Source organism: Nocardia mexicana NBRC 108244 (assembly GCF_001613165.1).
GTDB lineage: Bacteria > Actinomycetota > Actinomycetes > Mycobacteriales > Mycobacteriaceae > Nocardia > Nocardia mexicana.
The window spans coordinates 29,629-43,257 of record NZ_BDBV01000053.1; the positions used below are offsets into that span (position 1 = coordinate 29,629).

The 13,629-nt window shown below is 68.6% G+C and carries 7 protein-coding genes; 3 read left to right on the forward strand and 4 right to left on the reverse strand.

Features of this window, described 5'->3' with window-relative positions; translation table 11 throughout:
• The first annotated feature begins 68 nt into the window (after nt 1–68).
• Both pks13 and NM1_RS21665 read left to right on the forward strand, forming a co-directional pair.
• Complete coding sequence (gene pks13, locus NM1_RS21660) at nt 69–5,414, forward strand: polyketide synthase Pks13 (protein WP_068022654.1); 5,346 nt, start codon at nt 69–71, stop codon at nt 5,412–5,414.
• 111 nt (nt 5,415–5,525) lie between these two features.
• Nucleotides 5,526–7,070: an acyl-CoA carboxylase subunit beta gene (locus tag NM1_RS21665; protein ID WP_068022657.1), complete on the forward strand. Its 1,545-nt coding sequence runs from the start codon at nt 5,526–5,528 to the stop codon at nt 7,068–7,070.
• 602 nt (nt 7,071–7,672) lie between these two features.
• Here the strand turns inward: NM1_RS21665 and NM1_RS21670 are convergent.
• The 3 genes from NM1_RS21670 to NM1_RS21685 all read right to left on the reverse strand — a co-directional run bounded on the left by NM1_RS21670 (nt 7,673) and on the right by NM1_RS21685 (nt 12,271).
• Entirely contained in the window at nt 7,673–9,388 is a 1,716-nt protein-coding gene (locus tag NM1_RS21670) for a DUF4153 domain-containing protein (protein WP_246011478.1), read from the reverse strand.
• An 802-nt stretch (nt 9,389–10,190) separates the two neighbouring features.
• Entirely contained in the window at nt 10,191–11,204 is a 1,014-nt protein-coding gene (locus tag NM1_RS21680) for a HAMP domain-containing sensor histidine kinase (RefSeq protein WP_246011479.1), read from the reverse strand.
• A gap of 368 nt (nt 11,205–11,572) precedes the next feature.
• Nucleotides 11,573–12,271 carry a response regulator gene (locus tag NM1_RS21685; RefSeq protein WP_084519881.1) on the reverse strand — a complete coding sequence of 233 codons (699 nt, stop codon included), beginning with the start codon at nt 12,269–12,271 and terminating at the stop codon, nt 11,573–11,575.
• Nucleotides 12,272–12,457: 186 nt separating this feature from the next.
• Between NM1_RS21685 and NM1_RS21690 the strand changes: the two genes are divergently transcribed.
• On the forward strand, nt 12,458–12,658 hold the full coding sequence (locus tag NM1_RS21690) for a DUF5988 family protein (protein ID WP_068022665.1): 201 nt from the start codon (nt 12,458–12,460) through the stop codon (nt 12,656–12,658).
• Nucleotides 12,659–12,762: 104 nt separating this feature from the next.
• Here the strand turns inward: NM1_RS21690 and NM1_RS21695 are convergent, their stop codons facing one another.
• Nucleotides 12,763–13,554: an alpha/beta fold hydrolase gene (locus NM1_RS21695; RefSeq protein WP_084519890.1), complete on the reverse strand. Its 792-nt coding sequence runs from the start codon at nt 13,552–13,554 to the stop codon at nt 12,763–12,765.
• Nucleotides 13,555–13,629: the final 75 nt, after the last annotated feature.

Sequence of the window (13,629 nt, forward strand, 5' to 3'; positions counted from 1 at the left end):
GGGCATTGCGATACTGGCTGTCGATCCCTGCCCACCCGATACCCGCATCCAGGTAGCTTGAGGAATTGATGGCTGACAACGAGGGCACCCAGACGACCGACGCCGTTTCGCCCGCGAGCGAATCGGTCACCGATGACCCGCAGGTATCGGCCGAGGTGGCCGCGAACCCGGGCACTCCCGACACCGAGATGTCGGTGGCCGAGCTGCGAGAGTGGTTGCGGCGCTGGGTCGCCGACGCGACCGGGCAGCCGGTGGAGAACATCACGGCCGAACGGCCGATGGAGGAGTTCGGGCTGGCCTCGCGCGATCTGCTGGCGCTCGGTGGTGACATCGAGGATCTGACCGGCGTGATGCTCAACGCCACGGTCGTCTACCAGCGGCCGACCATCGCCGGGCTGGCCGAGGTCATCGCGGCGGGCGGGGTGCTCGAGGAGCCGGAGGCGTCGGAGGACGACTTCTTCTATACCGCGGGGTTCCAGGCGGGCGAGGCGCACGATATCGCGATCGTCGGGTTGTCGACGCGACTGCCGGGGGCGGGGGATACGCCGGAGTCGACGTGGGAGTTCCTGATCAATCGGGGGGACGGGATCCGGGAACTGCCCGAGGGGCGATGGTCGGAGTTCACCGTCGAGCCACGGATGGCCGAGGCCGTCGAGAAGTCGATCACCCGGGGTGGCTACCTCGATCAGGATGTGGTCAAGGGCTTCGACGCCGAGTTCTTCGCGATGTCGCCCATCGAGGTCGAGCGGGTCGATCCGCAGCAGCGGCTGATGATGGAGCTGACCTGGGAAGCGTTGGAGCACGCCCGAATTCCCGCGAGCGACCTCAAGGGTAAGCCGGTCGGGGTGTTCATCGGCTCGTCGGGCAACGACTTCATGTTCCTCGTCGCGATGGCGGCGGGCGCCCCGGTCGATGCCAATACGCCGGCGACGGCGGCCGCCTACGGGATCACGGGCAGCGTCTCGTCCATCATCCCCAACCGGGTGTCCTATTTCTTCGACTTCCGCGGGCCGTCGGTCTCGGTCGACTCCGCGTGCTCGTCCACCCTGGTCTCGGTGCACGAGGCGGTCAAGTCGCTCCGGAGCGGCGACGCGGATGTCGCGCTCGCCGGTGGTGTCAACATGCTGCTGGCCCCGTTCGCGACCCTCGGATTCGACGGGGCGGGCGCCCTCGCGAAAGACGGTCACATCAAGGCCTTCTCCTCCGACGCGGACGGCATGATCCGCTCGGAGGGCGGCGGCATGTTCGTGCTGAAGCGGCTGGCCGACGCGGAGCGGGACGGCGATCGGATTCTGGCCGTCATCAAGGGTTCCGCGGTGAACAACGACGGCCGCTCCAACGGCCTGCTGGCCCCGAACCCCGATGCCCAGGCGGACGCGCTGCGGCGCGCCTACCGCGACGCCGGAATCCTGCCGTCCTCCGTCGATTACATCGAGGCGCACGGCACCGGCACGCTGCTCGGCGACCCGATCGAGGCCGATGCGCTCGGCCGCGTGATCGGTCGCGGGCGCGACGACGACAAGCCCGCGCTGCTCGGTTCGGCCAAGACCAACTTCGGCCATCTGGAGTCGGGCGCGGGGGCGGCTTCGCTGGCGAAGATCATTATGGCGTTGCAGCACAACGTTATTCCGCCGAACGTCGGGTTCGCCGGGCCCAATCCGTACATTCCGTTCGAGCAGGCGCATCTGAAGGTCGTCGACGAGCCGACCGAGTTCCCGCGCTACAGCGGTAAGGCCACCATCGGTGTCTCCGGTTTCGGATTCGGTGGCACCAACGCGCACGTGGTCATCCAGGAATATGTGCCGGAATCGGCAGCCACCACAACGGATTCGGCCTCCGCCACTCCAGATTCTGATTCCGTCATCCCGGCGAACGCCGGGACCCAGGGCGGCCTGGACGAACTCCTCGATGACGAGACCACCGATGTGGTGGCCGATGCCGAGGCCATCATCGCGGGTTCCGGTGCTTCCGAGGTGGATTCCGGCGAAGAGCCTGCCGGAACGACTGTGGATGAGGCGGTTGCCGCGGAGGTTCCCGAGTGGACCGAGGAGCGCACCGAGCCCCTGCCGGTGATCCTGCCGGTGTCGGCGTACCTGCCGTCGCGTCGTCGTCGTGCCGCCGCCGATCTGGCCGATTGGCTGGAATCGGAAGCGGGACAGGCGGCCTCGCTGGAGGATGTGGCGCGGGCGCTGGCCAAGCGCAATCACGGCCGGTCGCGCGGCGTGGTGCTGGCCACGACGCGCGAGGAGGCCGTCGCCGGGCTGCGCGCGATCGCCGAGGGCAAGCCGGGGCCGGGCGTTTTCACCGCGGACGCACCCGCCGCCAAGGGCGCGATGTGGGTGCTGTCGGGCTTCGGCTCGCATCACCGCAAGATGGCCAAGCAGCTCTACCTGGAGAATTCGATCTTCGCCCGCACCGTCGACGAGGTCGACGACCTGGTGCAGGACGAGGCGGGCTACTCGGTCAAGGAGATGATCCTCGACGACGCGCAGGACTGGGATGTGGGCACGTCGCAGGTCGGCGTGTTCGCCATTCAGGTCGGCCTCGCGGCGCTGTTGCGCGCGCACGGCGCGGAACCCGAAGGCGTGGTGGGGCATTCGCAGGGTGAGGCCGCCGGGTCCTACATCTCGGGCGGCATGAACCTCGAGGACGCGGTGCGCGTCATCTGCGCGCGGTCGCGGCTGATGGGCGAGGGCGAGCAGATGCTCTCCGAGGCCGACGTCCGCAATATGGCGCTGGTCGAATACAGCGCCGAAGATATCGAGAAGGTGCTGGCCGACTACCCGGACCTCGAGGTCGCCGTCTACGCCGCGCCCACCAACACCGTGATCGGCGGCCCGCCGGAGCAGGTGCAGGCCGTCGTCGCCCGCGCCGAGGCCGAGGGCAAATTCGCTCGCGTGCTGCAGGTGCGCGGCGCGGGGCACACCTCGCAGATGGATCCGCTGCTCGGCGAGCTGGCTGCCGAGCTGGCCGGAATCGAGCCGACCAAGCCGACCGTCGACCTGTACTCGACCGTGCACAAGGCCACCGTGTACCGCGCGGGCTCGGATCCGGTGCACGACGTGGACTACTGGGTCACCAATATGCGCTACCCGGTGTACTTCACCAACGCGGTGCGGCAGGCGGTCGACGGCGGTATCACCACGTTCCTGGAGCTGGCGCCGAATTCCGTTGCGCTGATGCAGGTTCTGGGCACGACGTTCGCGGCCGGGGTGCACAATGCGGCGCTCATCGCCACGCTCAAGCGCAAGGAGGACGAGTCCGCCGGTGTGATCGCGGCGCTGGCGCAGCTCTACGTGCACGGGCACAAGGTCGATCTGTCGTCGCTCTTGTCGGCCGGTGCGTACGCCGATATCCCGCGGACCGCGTTCCTGCGCAAGGAGTACTGGCCCAAGGTCGCCATCGCATCGGGTTCGGGTACCGACCGCGTGCCGGGCGCGCACGTCGCGCTGCCCGACGGGCGGCATGCCTGGGAGGTGACCGCGGGTGCCGTCGCCGATCTCTCGGCGCTGGTGGGCGCCGCTGCGGCGCAGGTGCTTTCGGATGTCTCGGTGGGCGCCACGGTCGCGCATTCGCCGCTGCCCGCCTCCGGAACCGTGACCACCACGCTCACCCCGCATCTGGGTGGTGCGTCGGTGCAGGTGCACGGCAAGCAGGACGGTGCGTTCCGGCTGCTGTTCGAGGCCGTCGTGAACTCCGGTGCGCCGCTGCCGGAAGCTGCTGTCGCCCAGCCCGTTCCGGAAGCAGCGACCGAAACCGGCGACGCTGCCGCCGATCTGACGGTCGTGGAGACCTTCGGGGACCGGTGGGACCCGAACGGTTCCCAGACCGTGGAGCAGCGGCTGGCGATCATCGTCGCCGAATCCATGGGCTACTCCGTCGAGGATCTGCCGATGGAGATCCCGCTGATGGAGCTCGGCCTGGACTCGCTGATGGCCATGCGCATCAAGAACCGGGTCGAGTACGAGTTCGACATCCCGCAGCTGCAGGTCTCGGCCGTGCGCGACGCCAGCCTCAACGAGGTCTCCAAGGTGCTGCGCTATGCCATCGAACACCGCGACGAGGTGGCCGCGATGGCCGAACAGCAGGCCGCCGAGGGCGGCTCGCTGACCGTCGACGACAACTTCGTCAACGCGGCCCGCGCGGCCATGGAGTCCGGCGCGGACCCGGCGGCGGTCGTCAAGGAGAAGCTGGCCGAGGGTGGCGGCGAAAAGTCCGCTCCCGCAGCGGAATCCACGGCATCGCCGACCGGCGCCGAGAAGGCTACTGCCGCAACCGAATCCGCGGCTGTCTTCGGCGGTGGTCAGCAGGCGGCCGGGGCGCCCACCGAAGACAATGTGCCCCCTCGCGATGCCGCCGAGCGGCTGACCTACGGCACCTGGGCGCAGATCACCGGCAAGTCGGCGGGCGGCGTCTTCAACACCCTGCCGATCCTGGACGAGGACACCGCCCAGAAGTTGGCGGCGCGGCTGTCCGAGCGCGTCGGCGCCGAGATCGATGTCGAGGAAGTGCTCGACTGCGAGACCATCGAGCAGCTGTCGGACATCGTGCGTCAGCATCAGGACAGCGGTGGCGATATCGACGGCTTCGTCCGCACGCTGCGTGCCCGTGCGGAGGGCTCGAATGCCGTACCGGTCTTCGTGTTCCACCCGTCGGGCGGCAATACGCTCGTCTACGAGCCGCTGTTGAAGCGGTTGCCCGCGGACACCCCGATGTACGGATTCGAACGTGTCGAGGGCTCGATGGAAGAGCGTGCCCGCCAATACGTTCCGAAGATCCGCGAGCTGCAGCCCGGTGGCCCCTACATCTTCTACGGATGGTCGCTGGGAGCCGTGTTCTCGCTGCAGGTCGCGCAGATCATGCGGGCCGAAGGTGATGACGTCCGGCTCGTCGGCCTGATCGATCTCGCGATTCCGACGCAGCCCGAGGACACCAGCCCCGAGGGTCGCCGTGCTCGGATCGAGCGCTTCCAGGCATTCGCACAGAAGACCTACGGCATCGAGGGCGAACTCGACGACGATATGCTGCAAGAGTTGGCGGAGGCCTCCGACGAGGAGCAGTACAAGATCATCACGGACCTGCTCAAGTTCGCCGATGTGAAGATCCCCGGCGGCGTGATCGAACACCAGCGCACCTCGTGGCTCGACAGCCGAGAGCTGGAGAAGGCGCAGCCGTCGCACTATGACGGCAATGTGGTGCTGTACCTCGCCGATCGCTATCACGACGGCATGATCGAGCTGGAGCCTCGATTCGCCGAACGGCAGCCCAACGGCGGGTGGGACGATTACATCCCGAACCTGGAGATCATCCACATCCCGGGCGAGCATCTTCAGATCATCGACGAGCCCCGTATCGCCACCATCGGGGCCGACCTGACGCAGAAGCTTGCCGCGATCGCGGAGGCCGAACAGTGACAACCCCGTCATTCCGGCGCGTCGTGACAACTCAATGAGAGAGCTAGTAAGAGAACCATCAGGCCCGCGTTCCGCACAGACCGCGACACCGGGCCCCAGCGAGGTGAACCTGTGAGTACGACCGCCGAAAAGCTTGCCGACCTGCGGAAGAAGCTCGAATTAGCGCAGGAGCCGGCGGGTGAGGCGGGGGTGGCCAAGCGGCAGCGCAAGGGCATTCCGAGCGCGCGCGACCGGATCAACATGCTGCTCGATCCGGGCACCTTCGTGGAAATCGGTGCGCTGGTTCGCAATCCGGGCGATAAGAACGCCCTGTACGGCGACGGTGTGGTCATCGGTCACGGCCTCGTCGAGGGGCGTCCGGTGGCGGTGTTCTCGCACGATCAGACCGTGTACGGCGGATCGGTCGGCGAGATGTTCGGCCGCAAGGTGTGCGCGCTGATGGAGTTCGCCGCCAAGGTGGGCTGCCCGGTGGTCGGCATCCAGGACTCCGGCGGCGCCCGCGTGCAGGAGGCGGTGACCTCGCTGGCCTGGTATGCCAATATCGCGCTGCGGGTCGAGCCGCTGTCGGGCATGGTGCCGCAGATCTCGCTGATCCTCGGCAGTTGCGCGGGTGGCGCGGTGTATCAGCCGATCAATACCGACGTCGTGGTCGCCACCGAAGAGGCGTACATGTTCGTCACCGGCCCGAAGGTGATTCGGGAGGTGACCGGCGAGGACGTCAGCCTGGAGGAGCTGGGCGGCGCCCGCAGTCAGGCCGAGTACGGCAATATCCACCACGTCGCCAAGGACGAGAAGGCGGCCTTCGACTGGGTGCGGCAGTACCTGGGCTACATGCCGACCAGCTGTCAGGAGTCGCCGCCGATCGTGAATCCGGGGCTGGAGCCGGAGACCACGGACAGTGACCTGGAACTGAATTCGATCGTGCCGGACTCCGACAACGCCGGCTACGACATGCACGAGATCCTGCTGCGCATCTTCGACGACGGGGATTTCCACGAGGTCGGTGGATCGGCGGCGCTCAATGTCATCACCGGGTTCGCCCGGGTGGACGGGCGCACCGTCGGCGTGGTCGCCAATCAGCCGATGGTCTCCGCGGGCGCACTGGACGCGCACGCCGGTGACAAGGCCTCGCACTTCGTGCGCCTGTGCGACGCGTTCGAGATCCCGCTGGTGCTGGTGGTCGATACGCCCGGCTTCATGCCCGGTGTGGAGCAGGAGAAGATCGGCGTCATCAAGCGCGGCGGGCGCTTCCTGTTCGCGTTCGTGGAGGCCTCGGTGCCGAAGGTGACCGTGGTGATCCGCAAGGCCTACGGCGGCGGGTACGCGGTGATGGGCTCCAAGCAGCTCGGCGCCGACGTCAACCTGGCCTGGCCGACCGCGCGCATCGCCGTGATGGGTGCGGAGAGCGCGGTCAGCCTGATCGGGCGCAAGCAGATCGAGGCCGCGCCGGAGGACCAGCGCGAGGCGATCCGGCAGCAGATGATCGACTTCTACAACGCGACCATGGCGAACCCGTGGGTGGCGGCGGAGCGCGGTTTCATCGATGCGGTCATCGAGCCGTCCACGACCCGCCTGGAGATCCGCCGCGCCCTGCACCTGCTGCGCGACAAGAAGCTGCAGCGCAACCCGCGCAAGCACCACCTGCTGCCGCTGTAGGACCGGCCGCCTGCTGAATGTGAGTGGCGTTCAGCAGGTCCGGTTGCCGGGATCCCGGCTGGCCCCGGTGCGAAGAGACCCGGGGCCACGTATCCGAGCGTGCGTACCGGTTGGTACGCACCCCAACCCTAAGCAAATCGCCAGCGCCGGGCTGCGCGCATGTTCCCACCAGCAGTAAGCCGGACAAACCGGGCAATACCCGCGGCATCAGCAACACCGGAACCGGTGCTCCATTCCGAAGCTTTGCCCCCGTTTCCTGGCAGTAACCCCGTCTCTTGGCGCCCGGTCCCCCCGGTGGAGCCCGTCTGGTGGCAGGGCGCCTGTCTCTTCCCGGTGGAGCGCATGTCTCTCCGGCAGAGCCCCGTCTGGTGGCAGAGCCCCCGTTTCCTGGCGCCGCCCCGTCTCTTCTGAGAAGGCCCCCTATTCCCGGCATGGCTCCCCCCCTTATTTCCCGGCACGCTTTTCGCCGGGATCTACGGTGACCAACTTGGCTAAGTAGATTCCGGCCAAAAGGCGGGCCGGAATGACGAGGTAAGCGTGTCGGAATGACGAGGAATGTCGTTGCGGTTTGGTCGTGCTTGCCGGGCGCGCAGTCGCAACGCTTACCCGAGACCGGCGCGGGAGAGGTTCCAGGTGTTCCAGGTGTCGGAGTCGAGGTCGTTGCGGAGTTTTGTGAGTAGGTGATCGCGGAGGGGCCCTGGGAGGCGGTCGACGGCGGGGGCGATATCGGGGGAGAGGGTGGACAGGTAGGTGGTGTCGAAATCCTCGCCGCGGTGCCAGCGGTCGATGTTGCGGTCGGCGATCAGGCCCTCGGGGTTCAGGGCGGCGAGGGCGAGCAGGGTGGCTACGGCGGTGCCGATGGTGGTGCGGGGCAGCCACTTTCGGTCCGTGCGGAAAATGGCGACGAGTACCAGGACGTACACGACCCCGAGCCACAGCTCGCAGATACCGACCAGCAGCCGCAGCACGGTGAAGCCGTATGCCTGCTGGTAGGTCCACATCCGGCCGAACGCGGAGGCGATGATCACCAGGGTGAGTGCGGTGATCGCACACAGCAGCACCCGCAACCACAGCCGATCGGTCGCCGAATCCTGTGCGGCCCAGCGCAAGACGGACAGGATGACGATGAGCGTCAGCACCGTGACCGCCGACAGCTGCCAGAACCCGCTGCGGGCGTACTCGGCGTAGGTCAGCCCCGCGGTGCGCTGCACGTAGTCGTCGCCGCCGAACAAGGCCATCAGCTGCGCGCCGATGAATGCCGCGAACAGGACCGTCAACGCCCCCACCGGCAGTCCCCATTCCAGCCGCGCGAGCCTACGACCCGGAATCTCTTGCCGCCCTGCCGAAGCGGGTGGCGGCGGCCCGGCCAGCAGATACATCGCGGCGAGGCAGCCGGCGGCCGCCAGCGCGAAGACCGATATCCAGCGCACCACCGAATCGGCGTCCAGCCGCGGGACCAGCCCGTCGAGGAGCGATGCGAAGGTCGCGTCCGCGCTACCCAGCAGCGGCACGAAGATCGCCAGCAGCGCCACGGTCACCGCCACCGAAACGCCGACGCGGCGACGTTGCGCCCCGGCCGCGCCACGAACCCTGCCGGGCGCCGCATATACCCACGCGATTCCGCCGAACGCCGACAACGGCACCGCGATCACGTCGTAGAGCACACCGTTGGCCGACCGCCGCCCGACTACCGCCAGCGACGCCGTTACGCAGGCCGCGAGGGCGCACAGCGCGAACAACCACCCCGCCGCCCGGAACGTCCCCGCCGCCAGCAGGGCCAAGGTCGCGGTGGTCCACCAGACGCGCTCCCAGTTCCGGCTCGCCGCGGCTCGCGTCTCCCCGCGACGCGCCCGGTGATCGACGGTCACCACCGCCACCATTGCCACGAAACCCGCGATCAGCCAGCCGATCCCAGGTCGAGTGACGGGAACCGCCACGGCCGCGACGACTCCCGCGAGCGCAGCCGCGGGTAGCACCCCGGACGGACACATCACCCGTCGCCAGCGCGGCGGCGCCACCGGAGCGGGCGAGCGCATCGGATACCCGGGAAGCCCCGACCGGCTGGACAACGGCCCCTGCCCCGAGGCGCCCGACGCATCGGAGGCCGACGAGTCACCGTCGGGCTCGGACGGATCTCCATCCGGTGGTGTTATCCGTTCGGCGCCACCGTTGTCCGCACCGCTGTCGGCCTGCGCCTGCCGTCCGACCTCGGCCCACGCCGAGGCCGGGTCGGCTCTCGGTCCGGGCGCCGCAGCCGGGTCGGGCGAGCCTGCGTCGCCGCCCGAGGCCGATGCCGAATCAGCCTGTGGCGCAGGCACATCGGACGGCGAAGTATCCCGTCTAGGATCGGCTTTCGGAACGAGCGGCGCGCCGGACTCGGAACCGGGCGGGATCGAATCGGCGGGTGGCTGTGCCGAATCATCCGGCAGTGCAGGCCTGTCCGGCGCGGACTTCCCGGAGGTGCCGACAGCGGGGTGATCCCGGTGCGGCGATTGTTGCGGGCCATCGTCGATGGTCGCGAGGCCTGTGGCGGCCGTCTGGTCGAGCTTCACACCGGCGACACGTGTCCATCGCCGGGGCGATCCCGCGGGGTCATCCGGTTCAGCCGCCGATTCCGTATGCGTAGCAGCGGGTTCGGTAGTGGCGGGTTGCTCCGTCAGATCCGGCGCGGCCTGCGCCGGATTATCAGTAGCGCTGGACTGCTCTCGCGGATGCGACACGGCCCGTCCCGGTTCGGGATCGGCAGCGCCGGACCGCTTCCCGGCAGTCGGCACTGCCTGCTCCGGTTCAGGATCAGTGGTACCGGTTTGCCCCCGAGGGACCGCCGGTGCCGGTTCGGTATCGGCAATGTCGGTACGCGCTCGCGGATTCTCCTGCGCTGGTTGGGGATCGGCCGGTTCGTGTGGTTTCGGCTCGGTGCCGCGGGCTGAATCGGCTTCCGGTAGAGCGGGTTTCGAAGCCGGTTCGGCCGGGTCGCGCAGTTCTTTCGGGGGCGGTGCCTGCGAGGTATTGCGATCGTCGGGTGTTGGTTGTTCCGGCAAGGTGGGTCTCCTGAGGGTGTGCTTCGTCGGCCCGGGACCTCGAAGGCGGTTCGGGTGGTGGGGAATCGGGGTGGGGGAGTTAGGGATTCGGAGGCGGCGCGGCCGGCAGGGTGACGCGGATTCGGGAACCGGGGTCGGTGACGGCGATGGTGCCGCCGTGCAGGTCGACCACCCAGCGGGAGATCGCCAGGCCCAGGCCGGTGCCACCGCCGTCGGTGCGGCCGCCGCGAGTGAAGCGGTCGAAGACTCGGGCACGGTCGGCGGGCGGAATGCCGGGGCCCTCGTCCTGGACGTCGATCACGAGTTCGGTGCCCGATGAGCGTGCGTCGATGCGGACCTCGCCTCCGGCCGGGCCGTGGCGGGCGGCGTTGTCCAGCAGGTTCAGCAGGACCTGGTGCAGCCGGGCGCGGTCGGCGTAGACGGTGGCGGTAGCGGGCGCCGCCTCGCTGCGAAAGCGAACGCCGCGGCCCGCTGCCGCCGCCATCACCTCCGCCTCGGCGATCACCTCGTCGAAAAGTGGTGCCACGCGGAGCTCTTCGCGGTCCAGCGGCAGCGCACCCGCCTCGATGCTGGACAGATCCAGCAGCTCGGAAACCAGCACACTGAGCCGTTCGGTCTGCGCGAGAGCGGTTTTCAGCGTTTTCGGATCGGGCTCGGAGACCCCGTCCACCAGATTCTCCAGCACGGCGTTCAACGCGCTGACCGGCGTGCGCAGCTCGTGCGAGACATTGGCGATCAGATCGCGGCGCTGCTGATCCGCGGCGGCGAGGTCGGCGGCCATCTGATTGAACGCCTCCGCCAACTGCCCGACCTCGTCGCGCGAGGACGCCCGCACCCGGCGCGTGTAGTCGCCGTGCGCCATTCGCTGTGCCGCGGTGGTCATCTCGCGCAGCGGCCGGGTAATGCCGTGCGCCAGAAACTGCGACGTCACCAGCGCGATGACCATGGCCGACAGCGTGGTCAGCGGCGGCAGCCAGCCGATCCGCAGCCGGAAGAACCCGAAGGCCAGCCCGCCCGCGAAGATCATCAGAATGGCCAGCTTGAGCTTGATGGACCGGATCCGGTCCAGCGGCCGCGGCAGTGCCTCCGCCACCCGATCCGTCAGCCTCCGCCATCGCGCCCGCAACGCGAACGCTCCACTGCCCGACTGCGCTTCGCTCCGTTCAGCCCATGCGCTCGGCGCCGTCAAAGCGCCCGCGGATGCGCGTTTTCTGTCCCCGCTCGTCATGCCTGCGTGGTCATCGTTCTCGCTCGCCGCGCCTGCGTGGTCATCGTTCTCGCTCGCCGCGCCTGCGCGGTTGTCGTTCCCGCTTGCCATGCCTGCGTGGTCGCCGTTCCTGCTCGCCACGCCTGCACGGTCACCGTTCCCGCTCGTCATGCCAGCGCGGTCACCGTTCCTGCTCGCCACGCCTGTGTGTTCTCCGCCCCTGCTCGCCGCGCCCGTGCGCTTTCCGTCCCCGCTCACCGTGCCTCCAGGGCGTAGCCGACACCGTGCACGGTGCGGATCAGGTCGGCGCCGAGCTTGCGGCGCAGTGCCTTGATGTGGCTGTCGACCGCGCGGGTTCCGGCGGCGTCGGCCCAGTCCCACACCTCCTCGAGGAGCCGCTCGCGGGCCAGCACCACGCGCGGACGGCGGGCCAGGCGGGCGAGCAGGTCGAACTCGAGCGGCGTCAGCTGAGCCTCGGCGGTACCCCGCCAGACGCGCCGCTGATCGGCGTCGATGCGCAGGTCGCCGACCACGATGATGGCGCCGCCGTGATCACCGGCGCGGTCGACCCGGCGCAGCAGGGCGTGCACGCGGGCGGTGAGTACCCGCAGCGAGAACGGTTTGGTCAGATAGTCGTCGGCGCCGACGCCGAGCCCGACCAGCTGATCGGTCTCGTCCGCGCGGGCCGTCAGCATCAGCACCGGGACCGGGCGTTCGGCCTGGATTCTCCGGCACACCTCCAGCCCGTCGAAACCCGGCAGCATCACATCGAGCACCACCAGATCCGGCTCGAGCGCGCTCACCGCGGCGACGGCGGCGGGTCCGTCGTGGGCCATGTCGACCGTGAATCCCTCGGCCCGCAACCGCACCGCGACAGATTCCGCAATGGTGATCTCATCGTCCACCACCAGAATCCGCCGCGCCCTGGTTCCCGCGGCCGCGTTCTGTTCCATGCTCGAGAACCCTAGCCACCCGCTGTGCAGAGGATCAGCATCAATTGTGGAGATCCTGTGTGCCCGTGTCGGAGGTCACCGCAGGGTCTTTCGAACGTGTCGATGCCGGTCGCCGAAAAGACTATGACCGGGGTGTCTTTCGCGGAATCGGTCGGTCGACAGGCCCTGGTGTGAGAGCCTTCAGCTATGGGTACCTCACCGAAGGCCGTACTAGAGGGCGGGCCGGCCGACCTGCCGCAGCGGATCGTTCCGATCACCCCACCCGGCATCGAACTGCGGGTGCAGTTCAACGGCGGCTACGAGCGCTTCAAGGTGACCCCGCGCTGGCAGGACACCGCCGAGGGCAGCCTGCCGGTGTACGAGTGGATGGAGCGTCTGGAACCGTGAATATCGGCATCCGGTACGGCCTGATCGGAGGGGCATAGCGGGCGCACCGTCGCGAGCCGGACATCGGCTACCGCCAGAGGTCCGGTCTTTCGACGTGCCCGGACTCAGTCGGCGAGCTGTGCTTCGTCCCCGATCGGCAACGGGCGCCTGATCGGCAGCCGGGTCTGCACCGGTTCCACGGTCAGGAAGTCGATGATCTGCTCGAAGACCAGCTGCGGCTTCTCGAACGCCAGCAGATGTGAGGTGCCGGGCACGATCGACAGCTCCGACTCCGCGATGCCCCGATACAGCGAGACGGTGTGCTCCAGCGTGATCAGGTCGTCGTCCCCGGCCATGACCAGCGTGCGCGCACCGATATCCCCGAGCTGCTGTTCGGTGAGTGTCGGCTGGGTGCGGATCATCGCGTTGTACCGCTCCAGGAAGGCCGGAAAGTTCTCGGCCGGATCGGGCGACACCTCCGCGTGGTTCTTCGCCGCCCACGAGTCCCCGTCCTCGGCGAACCCGTCGAGCGATCCGGGTATCACGCCGTCGTGGTGGTAGTTGCCGCTGATCGAGACCAGTCGACGCACCAGGTCGGGGCGCTGCCGCGCGACCAGCAGCGCCACATTGGCCCCGTCGCTGTAGCCGACCAGATCTGCCGGGCCACCGGCCACCTGCTCGAGGAAAGCGATAGTGTCCTCGGCCATCACGTCATAGGACAGCGGCCCGGGCACATCCGCGGTGCGCCCGTGCCCGCGCCGGTCGACGGCGAAGGTGCGAAAGTGCTTGGCGAACAACGGCACCACCGGCCCGAAGGTGCGCGAGTCGGTCAGCCCCCCGTGCAGCAGAACCAGCGACTCACCATCACCCTGCTCCTCGTACCACGTGTTCACCGGACCGAGCTGCACATACGTCATGCCCGCCATCCTGCCGGAGGGGTACGACAACCGCACCCGCCCGCCGGAGGACCCGTGCGGGTTCAATCGTCGTAG

What these genes read in the sequence shown, in the direction of transcription:
- NM1_RS21685 (WP_084519881.1), bottom strand. Translation starts at nt 12,271, where the DNA reads ATGGAACAGAACGCGGCCGCGGGAACCAGGGCGCGGCGGATTCTGGTG.
- pks13 (WP_068022654.1), top strand. Translation starts at nt 69, where the DNA reads ATGGCTGACAACGAGGGCACCCAGACGACCGACGCCGTTTCGCCCGCG.
- NM1_RS21690 (WP_068022665.1), top strand. Translation starts at nt 12,458, where the DNA reads ATGGGTACCTCACCGAAGGCCGTACTAGAGGGCGGGCCGGCCGACCTG.
- NM1_RS21695 (WP_084519890.1), bottom strand. Translation starts at nt 13,554, where the DNA reads ATGACGTATGTGCAGCTCGGTCCGGTGAACACGTGGTACGAGGAGCAG.